Origin of the sequence: Nonomuraea sp. NPDC049141 (genome assembly GCF_040648415.1) — a bacterium.
Taxonomy (GTDB): Bacteria; Actinomycetota; Actinomycetes; order Streptosporangiales; family Streptosporangiaceae; genus Nonomuraea.
The window spans coordinates 268478-291443 of the sequence record NZ_JBEZDR010000012.1 but is presented as its reverse complement, the minus strand read 5'-3'; the positions used below and the strand labels follow the sequence as shown (position 1 = coordinate 291443).

The 22966-nt window shown below is 69.3% G+C and carries 18 protein-coding genes; 5 read left to right on the top strand and 13 right to left on the bottom strand.

What is annotated here, in order from left to right; translation table 11 throughout:
* Window positions 1-3 precede the first annotated feature (3 nt).
* The 5 genes from AB0B91_RS34690 to AB0B91_RS34670 all read left to right on the top strand — a co-directional run bounded on the left by AB0B91_RS34690 (window position 4) and on the right by AB0B91_RS34670 (window position 5097).
* Window positions 4-1893, top strand: coding sequence for a fumarate reductase/succinate dehydrogenase flavoprotein subunit (locus AB0B91_RS34690; RefSeq protein ID WP_358328577.1), 1890 nt, complete (start codon window positions 4-6; stop codon window positions 1891-1893).
* Window positions 1890-2642: a succinate dehydrogenase/fumarate reductase iron-sulfur subunit gene (locus tag AB0B91_RS34685; protein ID WP_225300743.1), complete on the top strand. Its 753-nt coding sequence runs from the start codon at window positions 1890-1892 to the stop codon at window positions 2640-2642. The genes AB0B91_RS34690 and AB0B91_RS34685 overlap by 4 nt, the downstream gene beginning before the upstream one ends.
* A gap of 116 nt (window positions 2643-2758) precedes the next feature.
* The gene (locus AB0B91_RS34680; RefSeq protein WP_358328574.1) at window positions 2759-3463 is read left to right on the top strand and encodes a helix-turn-helix domain-containing protein; all 705 of its coding nucleotides are present in this window, start codon (window positions 2759-2761) and stop codon (window positions 3461-3463) included.
* A gap of 3 nt (window positions 3464-3466) precedes the next feature.
* A complete protein-coding gene (locus AB0B91_RS34675) occupies window positions 3467-4267 on the top strand; it encodes a class I SAM-dependent methyltransferase (RefSeq protein WP_358328571.1) in 801 nt (266 codons plus the stop codon).
* A 14-nt stretch (window positions 4268-4281) separates the two neighbouring features.
* A complete protein-coding gene (locus tag AB0B91_RS34670) occupies window positions 4282-5097 on the top strand; it encodes an oxidoreductase (protein ID WP_358328567.1) in 816 nt (271 codons plus the stop codon).
* Between the two features lie 329 nt (window positions 5098-5426).
* Here the strand turns inward: AB0B91_RS34670 and AB0B91_RS34665 are convergent, their stop codons facing one another.
* From AB0B91_RS34665 to AB0B91_RS34605, 13 genes are all read right to left on the bottom strand, one after another.
* Complete coding sequence (locus AB0B91_RS34665) at window positions 5427-6791, bottom strand: hypothetical protein (RefSeq protein ID WP_358328564.1); 1365 nt, start codon at window positions 6789-6791, stop codon at window positions 5427-5429.
* A gap of 74 nt (window positions 6792-6865) precedes the next feature.
* Entirely contained in the window at window positions 6866-7834 is a 969-nt protein-coding gene (locus tag AB0B91_RS34660; RefSeq protein WP_358328561.1) for a hypothetical protein, read from the bottom strand.
* Window positions 7835-8719: 885 nt separating this feature from the next.
* Window positions 8720-9112 carry a (deoxy)nucleoside triphosphate pyrophosphohydrolase gene (locus AB0B91_RS34655; RefSeq protein WP_358328559.1) on the bottom strand — a complete coding sequence of 131 codons (393 nt, stop codon included), beginning with the start codon at window positions 9110-9112 and terminating at the stop codon, window positions 8720-8722.
* Window positions 9109-10209 carry a bifunctional lytic transglycosylase/C40 family peptidase gene (locus AB0B91_RS34650; protein ID WP_358328556.1) on the bottom strand — a complete coding sequence of 367 codons (1101 nt, stop codon included), beginning with the start codon at window positions 10207-10209 and terminating at the stop codon, window positions 9109-9111. The genes AB0B91_RS34655 and AB0B91_RS34650 overlap by 4 nt, the downstream gene beginning before the upstream one ends.
* Window positions 10206-10835 (bottom strand): hypothetical protein, encoded by a 630-nt coding sequence (locus tag AB0B91_RS34645; protein ID WP_358328553.1) that lies wholly within the window; start codon window positions 10833-10835, stop codon window positions 10206-10208. The genes AB0B91_RS34650 and AB0B91_RS34645 overlap by 4 nt, the downstream gene beginning before the upstream one ends.
* A 2-nt stretch (window positions 10836-10837) precedes the next feature.
* The gene (locus tag AB0B91_RS34640; RefSeq protein ID WP_358328551.1) at window positions 10838-13159 is read right to left on the bottom strand and encodes a type IV secretion system protein; all 2322 of its coding nucleotides are present in this window, start codon (window positions 13157-13159) and stop codon (window positions 10838-10840) included.
* Window positions 13156-15636 carry an ATP-binding protein gene (locus AB0B91_RS34635; RefSeq protein ID WP_358328548.1) on the bottom strand — a complete coding sequence of 827 codons (2481 nt, stop codon included), beginning with the start codon at window positions 15634-15636 and terminating at the stop codon, window positions 13156-13158. Before AB0B91_RS34635 ends, AB0B91_RS34640 begins: the two co-directional genes overlap by 4 nt.
* Window positions 15637-15683: 47 nt before the next feature.
* Entirely contained in the window at window positions 15684-18941 is a 3258-nt protein-coding gene (locus tag AB0B91_RS34630) for a TcpE family conjugal transfer membrane protein (RefSeq protein ID WP_358328545.1), read from the bottom strand.
* A gap of 56 nt (window positions 18942-18997) precedes the next feature.
* Window positions 18998-19252 (bottom strand): hypothetical protein, encoded by a 255-nt coding sequence (locus AB0B91_RS34625; protein ID WP_358328904.1) that lies wholly within the window; start codon window positions 19250-19252, stop codon window positions 18998-19000.
* A 72-nt stretch (window positions 19253-19324) separates the two neighbouring features.
* On the bottom strand, window positions 19325-20077 hold the full coding sequence (locus AB0B91_RS34620; protein WP_358328542.1) for a conjugal transfer protein: 753 nt from the start codon (window positions 20075-20077) through the stop codon (window positions 19325-19327).
* Between the two features lie 628 nt (window positions 20078-20705).
* Complete coding sequence (locus tag AB0B91_RS34615) at window positions 20706-21005, bottom strand: hypothetical protein (RefSeq protein WP_358328539.1); 300 nt, start codon at window positions 21003-21005, stop codon at window positions 20706-20708.
* Window positions 21006-21089: 84 nt separating this feature from the next.
* Window positions 21090-22166: a redox-regulated ATPase YchF gene (gene ychF, locus AB0B91_RS34610; protein WP_358328536.1), complete on the bottom strand. Its 1077-nt coding sequence runs from the start codon at window positions 22164-22166 to the stop codon at window positions 21090-21092.
* Between the two features lie 11 nt (window positions 22167-22177).
* Window positions 22178-22951, bottom strand: coding sequence for a hypothetical protein (locus tag AB0B91_RS34605; RefSeq protein WP_358328533.1), 774 nt, complete (start codon window positions 22949-22951; stop codon window positions 22178-22180).
* Window positions 22952-22966 lie beyond the last annotated feature (15 nt).

Genomic DNA, 22966 nt, shown 5'->3' with positions numbered 1-22966 from the left:
TCTGTGGAAATCGAGCGTCACGAATACGACGTCGTCGTCATCGGCGCGGGCGGCGCCGGACTGCGGGCCGCGATCGAGGCCCGCCAGCAGGGCAAGCGGACGGCGATCGTCTGCAAGTCGCTGTTCGGCAAGGCCCACACGGTCATGGCCGAGGGCGGCGCGGCCGCCGCGATGGGCAACGTCAACCCGGACGACAACTGGATGGTGCACTTCCGTGACACCATGCGGGGCGGCAAGTTCCTGAACAACTGGCGGATGGCCGAACTCCACGCCAAGGAGGCCCCCGACCGGGTCTGGGAGCTGGAGGCGTGGGGTGCGCTGTTCGACCGCACCAAGGACGGCAAGATCAGCCAGCGCAACTTCGGCGGGCACGAGTACCCCCGGCTGGCCCACGTCGGCGACCGCACCGGCCTGGAGCTGATCCGCACGCTGCAGCAGCGCGTCGTCGCGCTGCAGCAGGAGGACTTCGAGACACACGGCGATCACGAGGCCTACATCAAGGTCTTCGCGGAGTGTACGGTCACCCGCCTGCTCAAGGACGGCGACCGTATCTCGGGTGGCTTCGGCTACTGGCGCGAGACCGGAAATTTCGTGGTCTTCGACGCACCCGCGGTGGTGCTGGCGACCGGGGGCATCGGCAAGTCCTACGTGGTGACCTCCAACTCCTGGGAGTACACCGGTGACGGCCACGCCCTGGCCCTGCTGGCCGGCGCGAAGCTGATCAACATGGAGTTCATCCAGTTCCACCCCACCGGGATGGTCTGGCCGCCGTCCGTGCGCGGCATCCTCGTCACCGAGTCGGTCCGCGGCGACGGCGGCGTGCTGCGCAACTCCGACGGTGAGCGCTTCATGTTCAAGTACATCCCCGAGGTGTTCAAGGACAAGTACGCCACCACCGAGGAGGAGGGCGACCGCTGGTACACCGACCAGGCCAACAACCGCCGTCCCCCGGAGTTGCTGCCGCGTGACGAGGTGGCCCGCGCGATCAACGCCGAGGTGAAGGCGGGCCGCGGCTCGCCCCAGGGCGGCGTCTTCCTCGACGTGTCCACCCGGCTCCCGGCCGAGGAGATCAAGCGGCGGCTCCCGTCGATGCACCACCAGTTCAAGGAACTGGCGGACGTCGACATCACCGCCGAGCCCATGCAGGTGGGCCCGACCTGCCACTACATCATGGGCGGGGTCGAGGTCGACGCCGACACCGGTGCGGCGGCCGTGCCAGGGCTCTTCGCCGCGGGCGAGGTCTCGGGCGGCATGCACGGCTCCAACCGCCTGGGCGGCAACTCGCTGTCCGACCTGCTGGTCTTCGGCCGCCGGGCGGGTGCCGGGGCCGCCGCGTACATCGACGCCCTGCCGGCCAGGCCCAAGGTGGTCCAGGAACTCGTGGAGGAGGCGCACGCCGAGGCCCTGGCGCCGCTGGGCCGCTCCGGCGAGAACCCCTACGAGGTGCACCACGAGCTCCAGCGGACGATGAACGACCTGGTCGGCATCATCCGCAAGGCCGAAGAGGTGTCCGAGGCCCTGGAGGTCGTGGAGAAGCTCAAGGAGCGCGTACGGCTGGTCGGCGCGGCCGGCTCGCGCATCTACAACCCCGGCTGGCACCTCGCGATCGACCTGCGCAACATGGTCCTCGTATCGGAGTGCGTGGCGCGGGCCGCGCTGCTGCGCGAGGAGAGCCGTGGCGGACACACCCGTGACGACTTCCCCGGCATGAACCCGGTGTGGCGCCGCAAGCTGCTCGTCTGCTCGACGGAGGACGGCTCGTCCGTCACGGTCGAGGAGAAGGTCCAGCCTTCGATGGCCGACCACCTGATCAAGCTGTTCGACCGGGACGAGCTGACGAAATACCTCACCGACGAAGAGATGACCGAGTTCGACGGGATCGCAAAGTCATGAGTTACAAGGCAAAGTTCAAGGTGTGGCGCGGTGAGGGCGGTGAGGGCAAGCTCGAGGACTTCACCGTCGAGGTGAACGAGGGCGAGGTCGTCCTCGACATCATTCACCGCCTGCAGGCCACGCAGGCACCCGACCTGGCGGTCCGCTGGAACTGCAAGGCCGGCAAGTGCGGCTCCTGCTCGATGGAGATCAACGGGAAGCCGCGGCTGGGCTGTATGACGCGGATGTCCACCTTCACCGAGGACGAGACGATCACCGTCACCCCGATGCGGACTTTCCCCGTCATCAAGGACCTCGTCACCGACGTCTCGTTCAACTACGAAAAAGCGCGGGAAATCCCGTCGTTCACTCCGCCGGAGGGTGTGCGGCCGGGCGAGTACCGGATGAAGCAGGTCGACGTCGAGCGGTCCCAGGAGTTCCGCAAGTGCATCGAATGCTTCATGTGCAACAACATCTGCCACGTCATCCGTGACCACGAGGAGAACAAGCCCGCCTTCGCCGGGCCGCGCTTCCTCATGCGCATCGCGGAGCTCGACATGCACCCGTACGATGTGGCGGACCGGCAGGAGTCGGCCCAGGAGGAACACGGCCTGGGCTACTGCAACATCACCAAGTGCTGCACCGAGGTCTGCCCCGAGCACATCAAGATCACCGACAACGCGCTCATCCCGATGAAGGAGCGCGTGGCGGACCGGAAGTACGACCCGATCGTGTGGCTGGGCAACAAGATCTTCAAGCGCGCCAAGTAACGTCACAGCGAGACCAAGGCCGGTGAGGGCTCCCCTCACCGGCCTTTCTGTCGCCCGGGGGTGTGACTTGTTGACTGGTTTTGCTAAACTGGTCATCAAGTCACCATGGAGGTCGGATGCTGGGAAGACCGAGCGAAGCCGCCGACCGCGCCGACCGGATCCTCGACGCGGCGGCCGAGCTGACCGTGCGCCTCGGCTCCCGCAAGGTGACGATCGACGACATCGCCCAGCGGGCCGACATCGGCAAGGGCACCGTCTACCTGCACTGGCGTACCAAACAGCAGCTCTTCGAGGCCCTGTTCGTGCGCGAGGCCGTCATCTACATCGAGACGCTGCTCGGCGAGCTGCGCCGCGACCCGTCCGTGGTGCTGCCGCACCGCATGATCAGCACGCTGTTCCTGGTCGTCAGCCGCAGGCCGGTGCTGCGCGCGCTCCTCACCGGCAACCTGCCGCTGCTCCAGGGCAGGATGGCGGAGAGCGCGACGCGCGGCAACGAGCTGCTCGCCACCGCGCGCTTCCACGAGGTGATGCTCCGATACGGCCTGTTCCGCGACGACGTCGAGCACCTGATGTACGGCCTGACCGCGACGCAGGCGGGCTTCTACCTCCTCGACACCGTGGCTCCGGTGCCCGATGAGCCGGACCTGGTGGCCAAGGCCGAGGCGCTCGCGCACATCGTCCGGCACGCGTACGAACCGGCCGTGCCGCCAGGCCCGCAGATGATCGCCGCCGCCGCCGCGGAGATCATCGCCCTCTACGACACCCTGATCCCCCCTTATCGGGAGTTGCTCTACGGCGCGTACCCCATCAGACAGGACTGACAGATGCGCACAGAAAAGGTGGAACTCACCGGCGCCAAGGAAACCCTCCTGTACACGCTGTACTTCAGGGCACTCGACAGCCGCTCGGCGCGACCGATCCTCGACGACCCCTGGGCCGCCGACACGCTCGCCCGCCTCGACTACAACCGCTTCAAGATCAAGATGGCGGCCGGCGACCGCTACCTGGGCCTGCTGCGGGCCAGGCGGCTCGACACCTGGACCAGGCAGTACCTCGCCGGCCATCCCGACGCCGCCGTACTGCACCTGGGCTGCGGCCTGGACAGCCGGGTCCTGCGCATCGACCCGCCGGCCGGCGTCGAGTGGATCGACGTCGACTTCCCCGAGGTCATCGACCTGCGCGGGCGCCTCTACCCCGAGCGCGACCACTACCGGATGATCGCCTCCTCGGTGACAGAGCCCGGCTGGCTGGAGTCGATCCCCACCGGCCGTCCCGTGCTGGTGATCGCCGAGGGACTGCTGATGTACCTCATGGGACCGGACGTCAGGCAGCTCCTCGTCCGGCTGGCCGAACGCGTCCCGCACGGCGAGCTCGCCTTCGACGCCATCGCCCCCTGGCTCGCCGCCTTCTCCAGGACGCTCGGCTGGAAGCTCTCGTCACTCGCCGATCCGCACGAGCCGGAGCGCTGGACCGGCGGGCTCACCCTGCTCGACCGCGTCCCCGTCCTGTCGGACCTCGAACTGATCGCAGCCCCCCACTACCGCCTGACCCTCCAGGTCCTCACGAGGATGGCCTGGATACGGAACGCCATGTCGCTGTTCCGCTACCGCATAGGTGACACCTGAGGAAAGGTCGTTCCATGGCAGCCAAGATCTGCCTCGTCACAGGCGCCTCGGCCGGCATCGGCCACGCCACCGCACTCGAACTGCTGCGTGCCGGCCACACGGTCTACGGCGTGGCCCGGCGCGTCGACCGGATGGAGGACATCCGGCAGGCCGGCGGTCACACCCTCGCGATGGACGTCACGAAGGAGGAGGACCTGGAGCGCGTCGTCAGCACCGTCCTCGACGAACAGCCGGGCATCGACGTGCTGGTGAACAACGCCGGCGTCGGCGTGTACGGCGCCGCCGAGGACGTGCCGATCGACAGCGGACGTCACCAGTTCGAGGTCAACCTGTTCGGGCCCGCCCGGCTGATCCAGCTGGTCCTGCCTCGGATGCGCGAGCGCGGCGCCGGCACGATCGTCAACGTCTCCTCGATCGGCGGGGTGATCTCGCTCCCACTCGGCGGCTGGTATCACGCCTCGAAACACGCTCTGGAAGGCTATACCGACACTCTCCGCCAGGAGGTCGGCCGGTTCGGCATCAAGGTGGTGCTCATCGAGCCCGGCCTCATCAAGACGGAATTCGAGTCGAGCACGCCCCTCGACCTGAGAGAGGTCTCCGGCAAGGGGGCTTATACCGCCGTGGCGAACGCGATGGCGGACCGCGCGGAACAGTCCTTCTCCGGAAGCAAGGCCTCGGACCCGGCCCTGGTCGCCCAGTGCATCCGCGCCGCCATCGAGTCCACGTCCCCGAAGCCGCGCTACGCCGTCGGCTACCTGGCCAAACTCCTCCTGCGAATGAACAGCCTCCTCCCCGACCGCACCTTCGACAAACTCGTCACCCGGACGTGAGTATTCGTCGAACAGCCGTGATCCGATCTCAAGCTTCCACCGAACAACCGTGCACCCGAGCTGACCGCCGAACTCCCGCCGCCCACACGCGCCTCGCCCCGATTTCTGCGCCCCGCAGAGTCTCCGTCGCCCGTGCCTGAGCGCCCGACCCGCCTTTATGCGCCCCGCTGGCGTCGGCGTGCTTCTTTTCATCCTGTACGGCTTCGCATGGGTTACCCGCCCCACCGACGTCGGCGCGCGACATTCCAGCGCCGGTCGTGAACGCTCACGGGGCGCTCGCCGTAACGACTCGTTCTCAGCCGCCTTCTTCGGACTCGCGCATGACCGAGTTATGAGCGACGACCCCAACGACGCTTGGGCTCCTGCGGAGGAAGCGGCTGGATGGCGGTCACGTCGTCGGCAGGAGGCGCCTCCGCCGACAGCGTCTCTGCCAGCGGCGTCTCGGCGTGCGGTGCGTCGGCGTGCGGTGCGTCGGCCGGGGTGGCGGGGCCGAAAGCGTCCCACGGCTCGGCGTCGCCGGTCTCGGCGGCCGAGGCGGCGCCCAGGGGCCGCTCAGGCGAGTCGTCGTACGGGCCGGAGCCTCCGGGTGGGATGTCGGCCGGCGGCTGCTCAGCGGGCACCAGAGCCTCGAACGGAGCCCGATACGGCTCCTCCTCGGGGCGGCTGAAGGCATCGAAGTCGGGCTTGGCGGGCTCGTGGCTGAACGAGTCGAACTCATCCGGATGCAGCACCACAGGCTCACTCGGGGCCATGGGCGGCTGCTCGGTGCCGTAGCCGGGCTGCCCGTACATGTTCGGGTCCTGATAGACCGCGCCGTACTGGACCTGTCCGCCCGGATAGGTCTGTACAGGGACAAAGCTGATGATCGGCGCGTACGCCGTGCCACCCGGATAACCGGGCGCCGGGAAGGCTGCCGTGGCATAGCCGGGACCTGCCGGGTAACCGGTCGGTCCCGGCCCACCAGGGGCACCAGGACCACCGGGGGCTCCCGGGAAGCCGGGCTGACCCGGGCCGAGCTGCGGGCCCGCCTTGCGCACGGCCGCCGCGTGGGCCATCCGGCGCAGGCGCCCCTCGAAGATGAGCACCGCGAACAGCGCGAGCAGCACCAGGATGAGCGCCGGGATGCTGAGCTGCTGGGCCACCGTCCGCTGGTCGTACTCGGGGGCCGCGTTACGCAGTTCGAGCGGGACGGACTCGTCCGTCGGGCTCTCCGCCGAGGTCAGCGATGGCGTCGTCGTGGGAGTCTCGGTGGTCGCCACGGTGGGCAAGACGACAGCAGGTTCCGTGTCCTCGGGCGTGGTCGAGGGGGTCGTGGAGGGCACGTCCCCAGTCTGCGTCGGGAGCGGCTGCATCGGCGAGGGCGTGGTCTTCGGGGTGCTGGGGGTGCTGGACGCGGTCGGCTTCTTCGACTGCTTCGGGGTGGACGTCTTCGTCGTCGTCTTCGTGGGCGCGGTGACGGTCTTGGTGATCGTCGTCTCCGGGTCCGGCGTGGGGGTGCCCAGCGTCGTGGTGATGGTGACGGTGGTCTCCGGTGTGGTGTCGCACACTTCCCCGGCATCGCAAGGATCGACGGCGGGGTCGTAGGCCACCGCGGAGGCGCTCGCGCTCTGGATGACGAAGGGGACCACACCGGCGCCGGTCAATCCCAAGGCCAGGATCAGTGCGGACACGGCCGTCGCTCGCGTACGTGCCACCTGTGCCCTCCGCGCAGTCCCGAAACCATGGTCAAGGGAATCCTAGCCGGGTAAAAGCAACAGTAAAGACGGAATTACAACACCTTTCGCCACAATCGCGCGCGTTGTGCCCTGGCGACCAGCCACAGCCCTCCCAGCAGCACCGCGATCCCGCCGGCGGCCCACGGCAGCCCGCGTACGCCTGCCAGGGGATTCACCCGCTCGGCCGGGTGAAAGCGCTTGCCGGAAATGGCGAGAGGCAGTGGCGCCCCGACTTCTTCGGCCGAAGTCATCGCGCCCCATCCGGTCGCCGCGCCCGCGCCAAAACCGGGAGTACCAAGTCCCTGGGTGCCTTGTTCTGGGGTGCCGGGTCCCGGAGTAACGCCAGTGCCGAGCCCCGAAGTCCCTGCGGGGCCGACTCCCGGAGTGGCCAACCCTGGGGTGCCGCCAAGGACGGTTCCGGACGTCACGGGGGGAGCGACCTGAGGCAGTCTCAGTGCGGGCTCGCGGTGCGTCTCCGGTGGGAGCACCTGGGCCTGTACGGTCGTGCCGCCCGGGATTCCGCCAGACGCGTGCCCGTGACCGGTCGAGACGGTCCGCAGGTGGGACTTGCCCGGATGGCCGTTTCTGAGACTCTGCCTTTCAGCAGGTGCCTTGCCGGCCGGGTGAGCGTCGTCGACTCCGGGCCTGACACGCACCGCCCGGCCGTTCAGCGCGACGTCACCACGCGGGATCTCGACGAACGTCCCCGTGCGGTCGTCGGCGGACTCCCCGCGGGCCGCCACCTCACCGCGCGTTCTCTTCGAAAGGCCCTCAGCAGTTGCCTTCGTCCTGTTCGAGAGGCTCTCACCAGTCGGCTTCGTCCCGTTCGAGAGGCCCTCGACAGAGGTTTTCGCCCCTTTTGAGAGGGTCGCGAAAGACGCCTCCTTAACGGGCGGTTTGACGGGTGTCGCGGTGGAGCCGACGACGGTCGTGACAACACCGCCCGCCATCTCACGTGCCCGAGCAGCCGCCGTGAGCACGACCTCCTGCGGTCCGCGCGGCACGGTGAGCAGCACGTCCACGGACCGATCCTCCGCCGCGTCACCCAGCGCGCACACCCGAGCCTCAGGAACAACCCTCGGCACAACCCCGCCCGGCACAACCCTGCCCGGCACGGTCGCTGTCGGCGCGGTCGCGGCTGGCGCGGTGACCACCGACGCGGTCATCATCGACGATGGCCCAGACGCCAGGACACCGACCGATGCCGGCTCGGCCCCGACCAGCCCGAACCCCTGTCCGCCAGTCACCTGCCCACCCGTAGACGCCCCGCCAACCGCCCGTCCACCCGTAGACGCCCCGCCAATCGCCTGTCCACCCGTCGACGCCCGGTCAACCGCCTGTCCACCAGCCGCCTCACCCGCGAGCGCGTTCACCGCCGCGGTCCGGGCCGCCAAGGCACCGTCTAGTGCCGGCTCACCGCCGACCGGCCGCCCGCCTACCTGAAGTCCTCCGACCGGCCGCCCGCCCGCCTGAAGTCCACCCGTCTGAAGTCCGCCTGCCTGAAGCCCGTTTTCACCCAGCCCCGCGCCCGATCCCCCAGGGGTCGCGACGGGCAAGCCAGGACACGTCATCGATGTGAGGGCTCGCGCCGGACTGGTCGCCACCGCGAGCCGGGCGTCATGCCCCAGCCCGTCCAGACTCACCCGGAACCGCAGCGCGTCCCCGGTCCGTACCCACTTCCCGAAGTCGGCCGGATCGCCCAGCCGCTCGAACACCAGCGCCATCCCAGCCGCTCCAGCGGCCCTGAAGACCTGGGCCGCCACGGGCTCGCACTGGATGCCCACCACAACCGACGCCCCGGCGAAGGCCAGTGCCCCCGCCACGATCCAGCCATGTCTGACCACGTCGCCTCCCCCCGGTCGAGTGACATTACTCGCAGTAATCGTTATGTCACTCAGAGGAGACGGTTAACCCTGCCGGAGCAGATCTTCCACGGCGTTCATGAGCGGCAGATCCGCCTGGAGCCACGCCACGTCGTAGTACTCGCCGGGCCCGAGCCACCGCAACGCCAGATGCTCCTTGGCCTCCGGCACCCCCGAGACCACCCTGGCCAGCCAGGCCCGCATCACGTACCCCTCGGACAGCGGCCAGTCACCGCCGACCCGCGCGCCCACGGACACGGTCACCCCGAGTTCCTCGCGGCACTCCCGGATCAGCGCCTCGATCTCAGCCTCGCCGGGATCCACCTTGCCGCCCGGGAACTCCCACCCGCCGGCGAGCGTGGGCGGCTCGGCCCGTTGCGCGGCGAGCACGCGCCCGTCCGACGAAACGATCACTGCGGCTACCACGATCACTGTCATAGTGCGGCATTCTGCAGCTTCTTCAGCTGTTCGAGCACGTCTGGGTTCTGTAACGGTCGGGTGAAACCCACGATATTGTCGCGCGCCTGGTAGCTCGTCACCTTGATCGGCCCGCAGAGCGTGCAGCGCGCCTCCACCATCTTGCCCTTCGACACGACCATCCCGACATGTCCGGGGCTGTCGGGTCCCGTGCCCGGCCCGGCGTTGAAGAACACCAGGTCGCCCGCCTGTTCCTCGCCCTGCGAGATCTTCACGCCGAACGGCCACTGCCCGAACGTGGTCCGCGGGATCAGCAGCCCCGCCGCCCGGTAGGCGGCGTAGATGATGCCGGAGCAGTCGAACGCGTCGGGCCCGGTCCCGCCCCACAGGTACGGCTTGCCGCGCTGGGCCAGCGCGAACTCCAGGATCTTGGCCACCACGTCGCTCGGCGCGGCCTCGACCAGCGGATCGTCGCAGGCGTCGTCGGCCTGCGGCGGCACCTCGACGTCACCGGACTTGGCGTAGCCCTTGGCGATCTGCTCGACCTGGTCGACGTACCACCAGGCACGGTTGTAGATGAACAGCGCCTGCCGTACCTTCTCCGGAGCGCCGTTGCGCTTGAGCATCTTCGCGGCGCCCAGGATGGCGTCGGCGGGGTCGTAGACGTTGCCGACGCCGTCGCCGTTGCCGTCGGAGGCGTACCCACTGAACTTCGACGACATCGCGATCTGCGCCTTGCCGCCCCACGTGCTGATCAGGAACTGCATCGGCCCGGCCGCGCCCGCGTAGTTGGTGCCGCTCTTGACGCCCGCCATGTTCGAACGGCCGTGGTCGGTCTCGCGTTTGCCGACGGCGGCCAGGATGTTCCACTGGACGCCGATCTTCTTGCCGAACTTCTTGTAGAGCCCCAGGTAGTCGGCCGGGATGTCCGCGGCTCCGGTGTCGGACACCTCCTGTACGGGGGTGCCGCCATCGAGGCAGTCGGTACGGCCGGTGCCTCCGCTGCCGAGGAACGACGGGATCGAGGTCATGAGCATCGGCGACATGATGATGACGGCGAGGAGCAGCACCCCGGCGGCTCCGATCGCCAGGGCGACGTGGGCGCGGGAGCTGTTCACTCCTGGGTGTCTCCGTCCTGGCCGTCGGCGGCGGGTTGCAGGTCGAAGACCCGCCAGTCGGAGCCCATCTGACTCACCGTGACCGCGTAGTCGTCCACGAGTTGCTTGTTGCCGCTCTTGGCGGTGATCTGCTGCGTCCCGGTGACCACGAAGACGACCGACGACTGCTCGACCTGCCTGATCTCCTTCATCTTGGCCGTCCCGGCGGCCACGACCTCGTCGGCTCGGTCATGGTCGACAGTGCCGGGCGAGGTGCGCGTCCTGGCCAGCACGTTGCCGAAATCTGCGGTGGTGAACACCTTGACCCGATTCGCGTAAGCCGACGGCTCCTCGTCGTAGCGGAACGTCCCGTACGCGGCGGTGAACCGCTCAGCCAGGTCGGCCGCCGCGGCGAGTTGCTCCTTCGTCATCGGCAGATAGGAGTAGATGTCGAACGGCTTGCCGCTGGCGGTCGCCAGCGGCTTGCTCGGCGCAGCCGGTGAGACGGTCGTGGTCCGGCCGGCGGACGGCTGCCCGGCGTCCGTGTCACCGGAATCCGGCCACATCGTCAGGTAGATGCCGACGGCGGCGATGACCGCCACGATGGCGGCGAAGGCGACGCCCCGCCTGTCACCCGGCTGCGCCATGATCAGTCCCTGTCCGGATTGCTGGGCTTGAGCCAGAACGGCACGGACGGCTCGTCACCACCGGAGCTGCCGCCGCGGCGGCTGCTCGGCAGCCAGAGCGGCGGCGCCTCGGAAGAGCGGCTCGCCGGCTCGTCGGCCGGGCGACGCGAACCCGAACCACCGCCGCCACCGAACATCCCGCCACCCGACGAACCACGACTCGCCGGCCGGGCCCCGCCCGAACCGCCCGAACCGCCGGAACCACCCGAGCCACCAGAACGACCTGAGCCACCCAGCCAGGACCCGCCCGACCCGGAACCGCCCGATCGAGACCCGCCCGACCCGGAACCGCCCGATCGAGACCCGCCCGACCCGCCTGATCCGCCGAACCGGGTGCCACCCGACCTGGTGCCACCGGAGCCGCCCGAGCCACCGCGCGAAGCCCAGCCGCCTCCGGAACGCCCGCCGAACCAGCCACCGGATCCGCCCGCACTACTCCCAGCGCCGGCCGTGGAACCAGCGGAACCGCCTGACGAGCCGCCCGACGGCCGTGATCCACCGGATGCCGGAGTGCCACGGGTACGGGTCGGCGTGCCGCTCAGGTTGAGCGGTGGCGCGGCCCCGGCACGCGGCGCCGGCACCTGCCTGCCCGCGGCCTTCCCGCCCTGCTGGTCGGTGTTCAGCGGCGCGGCCGTGGCGGGCACCCGGGTGCCGGAGGCGGCCATGCCCTCCGCGCCCTCCTGCCCGCGGGCCCGGCCCTGGGCGACCGTGGCCGCGGCCGCCGCGGTGCCCGCCGAAGCGCCCATCGCGGCCGCCTGGATGAGGGGCTCGGCCTTGCGCGCGCCCCAGCGGCCGATCCTGGCCGCCGCCACCGGCGGCAGCGCCGAGGACGACCGCTCCAGTACGGAGGAGCTCGCGGCCTCGCCGAGCATCCGCGTGGTCAGCGTGTGCCCGTTCATCGAGGCGAACAGGTGCTGGAACGGCCGCCGGTAGAAGAACACCGCGATCGTCAGCAACGCCATGAACAGGATCTGCAACCCCCACGGCATGGCGGTCGAGATGATCAGCGCGTAGCCGTACACCAGCACGCCGAGCACGAGCGCGAGCACGGCCTGCCGGAGCAGCGTGCCGATCAGCATCTCCACCCACCGCATGGCGATGATCCGCCCGCTGCCCGGATGCACGCCGATCAGCAGGAACACCGGCCCGAGTATGAGCAGCAGCAGGAAGCCGACCTTCAGCACCAGCAGCGAGACCGCCACCAGGAAGATGAGCACCCCGGCGACCAGAGCGGCGATCAGCGCGCCGATGGCCACGCCGAGCCGGCTGGTCCAGTCTCGGCCAGAGAAGATCATATAGCGCGAGTCGTTCTTGAGCTTCTCCGCGATCTCAGCGTATTTTGCCTGGTGAGCACCGACGTCCGGAGCCGGTTGATTGGCCGTGGCGGCCGGGATCGACTGGGTCTCCAGCATCGTACGGCCGAAGTCACGCACGATCGGCTGGTTGGGGTCGGCGGTGCCGAACAGGCCCATCAGCCACGGCTTGCAGACCAGCGTGGACCACAGCGCCTCGGCGTTCTGGTCGACCCCCGGCGTGCCGGTCTGGCCGTAGCCGCCCGCCTTGACCTCCGGGTTCGTCTGGCCGGGGCCGGGCAGGCAGGAGGCGCCGCCCGCACCGGGCAGGCCGGAGAAGGCCGAGTTGACCACCTCGCCGGTCTTGTCCGTGACGATCTTGCCGAGGCCGGTGAAGTCGCCGGGCCTGCTGAAGAACCAGGTCGCGACCGTGACCGCGAGCACCATCCAGATGATGCCTTCGGCGGTGGTGGTGGCCCGCTTGCGGATCAGCCCATACCAGGCCAGCCAGATGGCGCCGATGATGACGATGGGCCGGAGCAACGGCCAGTACATGGCGTTCGACAGGTTCACCACGATGTCGTCGACCACGTCCTTGATGGACTGGAGCGGCCCTTCCGTGGCGGCGGCCTGGTAGGTGGTGATGGTCACCCGGTCGATCGCCTTGGCCCACAGGAAGATCGTGTTGGCCCAGGTGTTGCCGAGCACCGCGGCGAAGTCGGAGCAGCCTAGGTCGTACGTGTGCCAGAACTGCCCGCTCATGCCGAACTGGGCGTAGTTGGTAGTCGGCGCGGCCGGGCCGCCCTCGGGCACGGGCGGCATCATCATGCCGTCGGAGCCGCTGCCGATCACCTCGGGAGCGAGCGCGCCGGACAGGTCGCAGGGAGCCGCGGCGCTGGCGGGTGAGAGCGCGCCCACCACGATCGGCACCACGAGGATGCTCACGAGCAGAGCCAAAGCGAGCGCGAAACGTCTGGGTAGCCGGAACTTCATGACCGCACCTCCTGCGCTCTGCCGCCTACTCCCCCTTGACGATCATGATGCCCGCTGTCGCTGGGTTTGTCGTGTGTCGGATTCGTATCGAGCCAACGAAGCAGGTCATCGGAGATCAGGTCTACTCCGATGCGCCCCGCCCTGCCATCCAGATCGCGGAAAATGCATTCGCCGTTGCCGAGCGATCTCAGCACGGCCTTGTGCTCTTCCGACGCCTCCACACCGAGCAGTGACATGACGTGATCGACCTCCACCCGCTCGGTGGACCTGAACGCGAAGACCGAGGACAGGCAGTTGGTGACCTGCTCGTTCAGCAGGTCACCGGCGTTCTGAGAGACGAGCACCAGCGCGGTGTTGCGGGAACGACCCATGCGGCTGACCTCCGGCACCAGCTTCGCGCCCTCCGGCGTGGACGTGATCGCCCACGCCTCGTCGAGGAAGATCGCCTTCGGCGCACGGCGGTCCAGGCTGTTCATCAGCCGCCGGGCGAACTGGGAGACCAGGTAGAGCAGCGCGACCGACAGCCGCTGCTCATAGGAGTAGTCATCACGGCCCGTGGCCACGTCGGGCAGCGTCAGGCCGCCGAGCGTGAACACGGTCGTCCAGCCTTCGGTGTCGACCTGGTCGCCTCCTGAAGGGTCGAAGCAGAGCTTGGCCAGCCGCATCTCCGACATGGAACGGAGCACGGCGCCCAGGTTCTTGGAGGCGGCGTCCGCGGACTGCTCCAGGAACTCCACCACCTTGCCGAGCGACGGATCCACACCGTTGGACACCGCCGCGACGGCCTGGATCATCGCCGACTCGCGTTCCTCCGACATCCGGGGCAGCAGCAGCCGCAGCGTCTCCGTGGCCATGGTCTTCTTGGCCGCGATGTCGTCGCCGAACGAGAACGGGTCGAGCAGGCCGGGCGCGGCCGAGCCGAGCGGGATGACGCGGGCCTTGCGGTCGCGCTTCTGCAGTAGCTGGACCAGCGACTCGGCGTCGCCCTTGGGGTCGATCACGGCGACGGTGACGCCGCGCAGCGCCATCTGGTAGATCATCAGCAGCGCGAGCGTGGTCTTGCCGCCGCCGGGCTCGCCGGTGATCGCGATGGCCGTCGGCCGGTTGCGGGTGGCCGCGACGAGCGGGTCGAAGTGCACGATGCTGCGGGCCCTGCCGACGGTCTCGCCGATGTAGGGACCGAGCCAGCCTTCGCTGCCGTCGCCCAGCCGGTCGCCCAGGTCCACGGTCGCCGTGGCCATGCCGCCGGCGATCGTCCGCAGCGGCTGCCGCTGGGCGTAGGCGTTGACCCTGACCTTCTCCCCCGGCAGCGCCTCGCAGAACAGCGAGAACTGGTCGCCGGTCGAGTTGACCACGTCGATGCCCATGTCACGGTAGTGCTCGACGACCGCTTCGACCCGCTGGACGCACATCTCCTCAGTCGGGGCCGACACGATCAGCCGGTGCCAGCCGTACACGAAGGGCAGTCGTTCCTTCGTGATGCCGTGCTCCAGCATGCGGGCCGCGTCGATCTGCTCGGCCAGCGCGAGCGGCGCCTCCGCGCCGGCCTCGCGGATGTGGATGTCCATGTCGCGCGCGTGCGCGAGCTTGCGCGCGACGTCCTTCGACGCCTTGACCGGCGGGATGAGCCGCATCCGCGACGAGACCTCGACGGGGAAGGGCAGTTGGTCGGCGAAGTGCAACCACGGCTCGCCGTCCGGGAACGGCATGATGTCCGGGAAACGGGCGAACGACAGCTGCGCGACATAGGAGTCGCCCTGCGGCTGCACGATGCGCAGCAGCGACCTGCCGTTGTGGATCTCACCCTCGACCAGCGACTCGATCTCGCCCTTGCCCCAGCGCCGCTTCGGGCTCGCCGACGGCGGCGGGTCACCGAGCGCGCCTGCGGCCGAGTGCTGGAACAGCCACGCCACCTCTACGGAGGTGGCGTGCCTGGCGTAGAGGGCGCTGGAGGCGAGTGCTCGGCCCAGCCGTTCGGCCTGTTCGGTCCATCTGCCGATCTCGCTGTCCGGCACATGGTCGTCCTCGATCCCGAGCGCCTTCTCCGTACGCTGGTAGAAGCCGAAGAGCTGCGACAGCACGCCTTCGCCCATCTGCTTGCCCCGGGGGCCGAGGCGGACGCCGATGTAGACCTCCTTGGACCAGAAGTCCTTGGCCCAGACGTGCCGGTACATCTCCTCCAGGTAGTCGCGCCAGCCCGACCCCTCGTCGGAGGTGGCGTTGAGCGCCATCGCCCATTCGGCCGCGGGATAGGTGCGGTGCGCGACCCTGAGGTGTACCTCGGCGTCGGGCATCCTGATCGTGGCCAGCGCGATCGTGATGTTGGTGGCCAGCGCCTCACGCTCTTCGGGCGTGACGAACTCATAGCTGACCGTCGGAAGGCGGAAATACGCCCATGCGGAGGTGTTGGTGAGCAGGATGCGGTCGTCGAAATAGCGGACCGCCAGGCGCTGATGCGCTCGGGACGCCCTGCTCATGCCGCCCCCTCGGCGCATGAACAAGTCAGACCTGCTCGCACGTTCACTTATCGCTCACCGATTCTCGTGCCCGGGGGGTCACTCGCCAACTCCTCTTCGCTCGGACGGACCGTCTTTGCCGCAAAGCCCGCGACCACGACTCCGGCGAGGGCGAGATAGGCCCGCCGCCCGGCCGCGCGCAACTGCCCGGGATCGACGACCCCGTCGCCACTCGGCGCCAGGTCGTCTTCCCACGGGACCCTGACGATGGCCCGGCACCTGCCCCTGGCCACCGACTCCGCCTGCTCGACATCGGCCATCGAACGCCTGCTCACGCCGTTGACCACCATGACCGCCCGCCTGCGCAGGTCCGCGCAGCCGTGCCCGTCGAGCCACTCGTACGTCATCGCCACCGCCTCCGCCGCCTCCTCACTCGCGGGGACCACCAAAACCAGCTGGTCGGCGTACGGGAGCACGCGGGCCGCGAGCGCGGCGGCCGGATCCATGACGGCCAGCTTGTAGTGCCGGTCGAGCAGGTGCATGACCTGGCCCAGCCGATGGTCGGAGAACAGCGTCCGGTCGGACAACCGCTGCTCGGCGCCCGCGTCGGTGTCGGCGCCGATCACCTCGAGCCCCGACGAGGTGCGGGTGGTGTAGCCCCGCATGGTCAGGTAGCCGCTGACCCGGTCGAGCCCCGACAGCAGCGAGGCCAGCGTCTCGGGGGTCTCCGGCTCGATCTTGCTGGTCAGGGTGTTGCCGCCGGTGTTGGCGTCGATGGCCACGACCCGGTCGTCCCGATACTGGGCGAACGTGTGGCCCAGCATCAGCGCGGTCGTGCTCTGCCCGGCGCCACCGGTGCAGCCGAGCACCACGACCCGGCGACTGCCGCTGAACACCGCCCGCGCCCTAGCCTCGTCGATCTCCGATCCGTCGGTCCGCACATTGCCGCCACCGACGACCACCTGCGCGATCCGCCGCCAGCCACCGGAGTCCCGGCCCACCACGGACTCGACCCGCCGCACCTTTTCGCCGGGCTTGGGTCCCGGGGCAACCTGCCTGGCCGCAGGCGCCCGCCCGCCCGGCTCCCGCTCAACCGGCCCACTCTCGAACGGCCCGCTCTCGAACGTCCCGCTTCCCGACGGCTCGGCCCCGGACGCGGCGGCGCTACCGGACTCGCTCGCATCCGACTCGGCTCGCCCGCTCTTCGTGGGACCGACGTCTTGACGGGCCCGCTCGGTTTTGGCGGGACCGGTGTCTTGACCGGCCCGCCCGCCCCTAGCGGGTCCAGCGTCTTGACCGGCCCGCCCGCCCCTGGCAGGTCCAGCGTCCTGACGGGCCCGATCGCCCCTGGCGGGGCCGACGTCTTGACGAGCTCGCTCGCTCCTGGCCGGGCCGATCTCGTGGACGGACGCGGTGGTCGTGGGCTCGTCATGCCCGACGGAAGCCGTCTCGGTCTCCTGCGCCTCGTCATCGCCCGTCACCGGCCGGATGAACCGCACCGGCTTGCCGTCTGGACTGACCGGCCAGAGCCGTTGCGCGTCCGGCAGCACCAGCGACGGCCCCTGCCTGGGCGGCTGCCCCTTCCGATGCTGATCACGCGCCACCTCGTCCGCCCCAACCGCGCGAACCTCCTCAGGACCGTCACCCTCGTCCTGCCGCGATTCCTCACCCCGGCCCACACCCGAGGACTCGCCCGCCTCAGCTCGCTGCCCCTCCTCCACGACTCCGCCAGCCGCGACATCCCGAGACCCCACTCCGCCACCCAGCACCTCAGTGCGCGCCGTCTCCGGCCCCGCCGTCTCCAGACTTGCCGTCTTCGAGCCCGCCGTCTCCGGGTCCGCTGTCTCCGGGTCCGCTGTCTCCGGGTCCGCTGTCTCCGGGCGGGTTGCCTCCACGCGGCCCGCTTCTGTGCGCGCGACCTCAGCATGGGCCGTTTCTGGACGCGCTGCCTCAGCACGCGTCATCTCTGCGCGGACCGCCTTCGCGTGGATCGCATCCCCGTGGGTCACATCCCCGTGGGTCACATCCCCGTGGGTCACATCCCCGTGGATCGCTTCTGTGCGCGCAACCTCAGCACGGGCCGCCTCAGCACGCGTCATCTCTGCGCGGGCAGCATCCGCGCGAGCCGCCTCCGCGTGGGTCACATCCGCGCGGGCGACTTCGGCGGGCGCCGGCTCGCTGGACGGTGGGGTGTCGGCGCTCGCGGCGAGCTTGCGGAGCCGCCGTAGTGCCTCCGTGTCGATCGGCTTCCCGGCTGCGGCGGGCCGGTCCTCACGCGACGCGTTCCGAATCTCCGCCGCCCCTTCCGGCGACAGCGACAGCGACTCAACCGACGCTTCCCGTACTTCCCGCGTTCCCCGTACAGCGTCCGCTTCCCGTACGGCCTGCGCCTCGTCAGCGCCCGGCACGAACCCAGCCATACGGGCGATGTCAGAGACGCCCTCCCGAGCCGCGCTCTTCCCGCGCACCACCGAGGACGGCTCGTCGCCCCGCCCCGTGGCGCCCCGGCGCCGCTCGTCCGCCCAGGGGACCTCGCGGCCGCCCTCGACCAGAGGCGTCTCCTCCGGCCGTGTGCCTCCCCGCGACCCCAGCCCCGACGTCGACCGAGAGGAGCCCATCGCGAGTGTCTTGTCCGGGCTCGTGGGAGTCTCGGCCAGGTCGGCGCCCAGGGCGGGGGCGGTGCCGCGACGCGGGGCCGAGCCCCAGCCGGGACGGGCGGGCCTGGACTCCGCGACCGGAGCCTGCGCCGCCGCCGCGGCGGCGGCCGCGACCGCGGGGCGGACCTGGCGCGGCCCCGTCACCGGCTCGGCGCCGACAGCCGGCTTGGTCCCGGCGACAGACAGATTGCTACCGGCGGCAGACAGTTTGGCCCCGGCGACGGACTCGGCGGCGATGGCGAGCTCGGCGCGGCGCTTGCGCTGGGGCTGGCGCGCCTTGCGTGGTGCCTTGGCCCGCTTGGGCGTGACCCGCCAGACGCGGCCCGCGAAGGTGATCACCTCCGGCTCGGCCGTCGGCGCCATCCGGCACCAGGCCCGCGGCTCGCCCACGTAACGCAGCTGGGACTGCAGGAGCTCGGTCAGGCGCTTGTTCTCGATCACCGGCCGGGTGGACAGCCAGGTGACGATGCCCGGCGGCACCAGGTAAAGCACGTGCCATGGTGCGTGAAATTGGATGCCCACGAGCATGAGGAGCAGGGACCATGGAGCCAGGACGCCGACGAACACGCCGATCCACACGATGGGAAGCGGCATCGGCAGCCGTAGGTCGTACAGCTTGTAGAGCCGCTTCTCGATTCGCCAAATATTGGTATACGTGGGCAGGTCCACGCGGTCCTCCTCTCCACCCGCTCGTACAATGACCGCCCCTGAGCGGTCTCAACCCTTTACTTGATGCCCAGTGCTCCCGCGATTGCCTTCGCCGTCACCTCAATGATGTTGGGAACGTAGAAGATCACGCCGATGGCGATGGCCAGGATGAGGAACTGGACGAACCTCGTGATCTCCCTCGTGAAGAGGAAAAAGAGGGCGACCACGGACACGACGACGAGGAAGAGCGGAGCGAAGAAGGCCCGCAGGAAGTTGGCGAGCCCCGCGGAGTCGATCCCGGTGGGGGCGGGTGTTGGCGCCAGTTCCATCATGTTGAGCAGTATCGTTTTCAAGATCACTTCTTTGTCCTCCCGGGGTTACCGATCAGCAGTGCGTGAGTGCGTCTACCCAACGGCCCGACCGGCGCCGCGGATGTCATCGACGTACCATTTGTCGCCCTGCTTCTCGACGGTGAGGCGGTATGCCTGCTCCAGGCGGGCACCGGCCGCGTTGAGGTCGGTGTTACTCGTGTCGGCTGACGGGGCCGCGCCACTGGGCACGGTCCACACCACGACCACCTGGATCTCTCTGGTGGCGCCCCCCACAGGCACCACGATCTCCTTGAGCTCGGCGAAGGTGAACGCCCCGCCGAAACTCGCGATGCTCTTGCCCGCGGCGACGTAGCGCTGCAAACCCGTCGTGTCGCCCGAGCCGTAGTTCTTGAAGAAGTCTTCCATCTGCGGCTTGAGCTCCGCGGCGACGGCGTCGTCGTTCTCGGGCTTGGCGAGCTGGGGCAGATCGGCCCGGCCCGGCGCCGGCAGTATCGCGGGCCGGCCGGAGACGACGAACTTGCCGGCCCCGTCAGCCGAGTAGTAGATCGGGACCGACAGCATCATCCGGCGGGAGCCCGTCTGGAAGGCCACGGTGACGACCGCGTCGTTGGCGTCGGTGGCCTCGATGTCGTACGGCTGGATCGCGACGGCGGCCAGCTTGCCGTTGCCGTCCCAGCCCATCTGCTGATCCATGCCGTCGGCCAGGAACGCGGCCAGCTTGCCCGCCCTGCTCTGCGCGTCGGCCGGGCTGAAATTCAGATAGACGCCGGCGAACTGGGCGGCGAACGCCATGCCACGGTCGACCGGGAATCCGTGATTGGCCACGGGCGCCTCATTCGGAGTCGCCGCGCTCCCCTGAGTAAACCTCTCAAATGGGGCACGGACCCCATTAACCACGATAACCGCGATAAGTGCCCAGAGAATGATGCGACCGGTCCACACCAGCCATCGCCCGCCGGCGCCCGACCAACCGCCCCGGCGCGGCCTGCGGGCAGGCGACACGTCGAAATCAGCCATGTCGTGGCGTGCCGAAAGCTCGGGGTCGCCAGGGATCCGAGGACCCTGCTGGACGGTTGACCTACGAGCCATCACGCCTCCGCTCGCGCCGATCCCCCGGGCTGGCGCGGTGTCGTCCGTTGCCGATCCCCATCATCTGCGGTAAAGCAGTCACACTACCTGCCTCCGCCATTGTTCCAGGAAAGCCACGCCCATGCTGCAGGCATCGCCGTCCATGGGCAAACCAGGTGCGCATGACACGCTGGAGCGCCAACCCTTGCAATTTGCCCTGCCAAATGGGCATTTGACCAGGCCAGAGGCCGGTATTGGCATAGCCCGGCGGCCATGGATTCCTGTCCAAAGCAGCCATGGACTCTCTTTGACCTGCGGAATTGGTATAGCACGCGAACGGCCGCACACCCCCTCAGGGGTCCGCGGCCTGGTGCGTTGCGCGCCCTCAGGCAGGCTCTGAGTCCTGTCCCGGGTCGTGTCGTCTCCTACTCCGCAGATCGACCACCGTGGGCCGTACCGACCGCTCCAGGGAGCCGCGGAGGTCTTCGAGCATGGTGGCGGCGTCCTGGTCACGCATCCGCGTGGCGAGCTCTTCGCGCTCGTCCACTTTCCTGCGCAAGTACGCCTCGCGATTGACGCGCAGGCCGTACATGAGCTCGACCCGCAACAGGGCGAGCTCCTCTTCGAGGCTGATACCCGCGAGTGAAGGTGCTGGACGTCGTTTCCGGATGATGCGACGGATCATGAGGGCCCTCCCGAGTCAGCGTAAACGCTGTGACGATTCGACGCGTAGGGGCCCAAAGTGGTTGACGTCTCACCTATCCGGAAATCAGACGTTAAAGCGGAACTCCACCACGTCGCCGTCGCGCATGACGTAGTCCTTGCCCTCGATGCGGGCCTTGCCCACCGAGCGGGCGCTGGCGATGGAGCCCGCCTCGACCAGGTCGTCGAACGACACGACCTCGGCCTTGATGAACCCGCGCTGAAAGTCGGTGTGGATCACGCCGGCGGCCTCGGGAGCGGTGGCGCCCTTGCGGATCGTCCAGGCCCTGGTCTCCTTGGGCCCGGCCGTCAGGTAGGTCTGCAGGCCGAGCGTCTCGAAGCCCACCCTGGCCAGCTGCGACAGGCCGGACTCCTCCTGGCCCACCGACTGCAGCAGCTCCAGCGCCTCCTCGTCGTCGAGCTCTACCAGCTCCGACTCGATCTTGGCGTCGAGGAAGACCGCCTCGGCCGGGGCGACGAGGGCGGAGAGCTGCTCTCGGAGCGCGGAGTCGATCAGCTCGTCGGCGTCGAGGTTGAACACGTACAGGAACGGCTTGGCCGTCAGCAGGTGGAGCTCACGAAGCTCGTCGCGGTCGAGTCCGCTCTCGAAGATGGTCTTGCCGGTCTCGAGCACGGCCAGGGCGGCCTCAGCGGCCTCCAGCGCGGCCTTCTTGTCCTTGTTGTGCCGCGCCTCCTTCTGCAGGCGCGGGACGGCCTTCTCGACCGTCTGCAGGTCGGCCATGATCAACTCGGTGTTGATGGTCTCGATGTCACGCTTGGGGGAGATCTCGCCGTCGACGTGTGTGACGTCGGGGTCGGTGAAGACCCGGATCACCTGGCAGATCGCGTCGGTGTCGCGGATGTTGGCGAGGAACTGATTGCCCCGCCCCTGCCCCTCCGACGCACCCTTGACCAGGCCCGCGATGTCGACGAACTCCACCTTGGCGGGCAGCACCTTGGCCGAGGAGAAGATCTCGGCCAGCTTGGGCAGGCGGTCGTCGGGCACGCCCACGATGCCCACGTTGGGCTCGATGGTGGCGAACGGGTAGTTCGCGGCTAGGGCGTTGCCGGTCTTGGTCAACGCGTTGAAGAGCGTGGACTTGCCGACGTTGGGCAGACCGACGATGCCAATGGAGAGACTCACGTTCGCCGAGTTTACTTGCTCACAAGACGCAGACAGGTCACGGGACGATAGGCGCCTCGCGCCTCCAAGTAGCGCTCGGAGCTGTCGGGGCAGCTTTCGGCGGACTCGGTGAAGGCGTCCACCCGCGCCCAGGCCCGCCGCGACGCGCAGGAGACCCGGTCGATCACCGACCTGGTCACCACGCCGGGGCCCGGCTCGGCCACGCACATTCCCCGGTCGAGCACCTTGCCACCGGCGCCGAGACAGATCACCGCGTCCCCGGTCAGCGTGCCGGGTGCCGCGTGGTCGAAGGTGAGCGTGTCGAGGGTGTTCGCGGGACAGTTCGACGCTGTACGGACGAGCGCGACGGCTCTGCCGTACCAGCCAGGCTGAGAACACGGCCGCTCGCGGCCGTCGAGCGCGACGCAGTCGCCCGGCCTGAGCACTCCCCCGCCGCCGCCCGGTGCGCCGGGGTGCGGGTCGAGGAAGTTGCGTACGCAGGCCGCGCGTCCTCCGTCGATGCGCAGGACGTCGTCGACGTCGTCGGGGCAGGCGCCGGGGCCCGGCGGATCGGCGGTCACGGCGACCACCTCGGAGTCGCCGCCATTGCACGGCGTCAGGTCGTAGCGCTCCGCGGAACTGCGCACGCACGCCCCGGGCTCCCACCGCAACGCCGGCCCGGGGTCCGGGGCGGCGACGGGGCTCGCGGAGTGGGCGCGGACGACGACCGTCGCCAGCGCGAGCACGCCGGCCGTCACCGCGATCGCCGCCACGAGCGGCAGCGCACGCCGCGATCCGGTAATCATATAAGTACTCTGGGT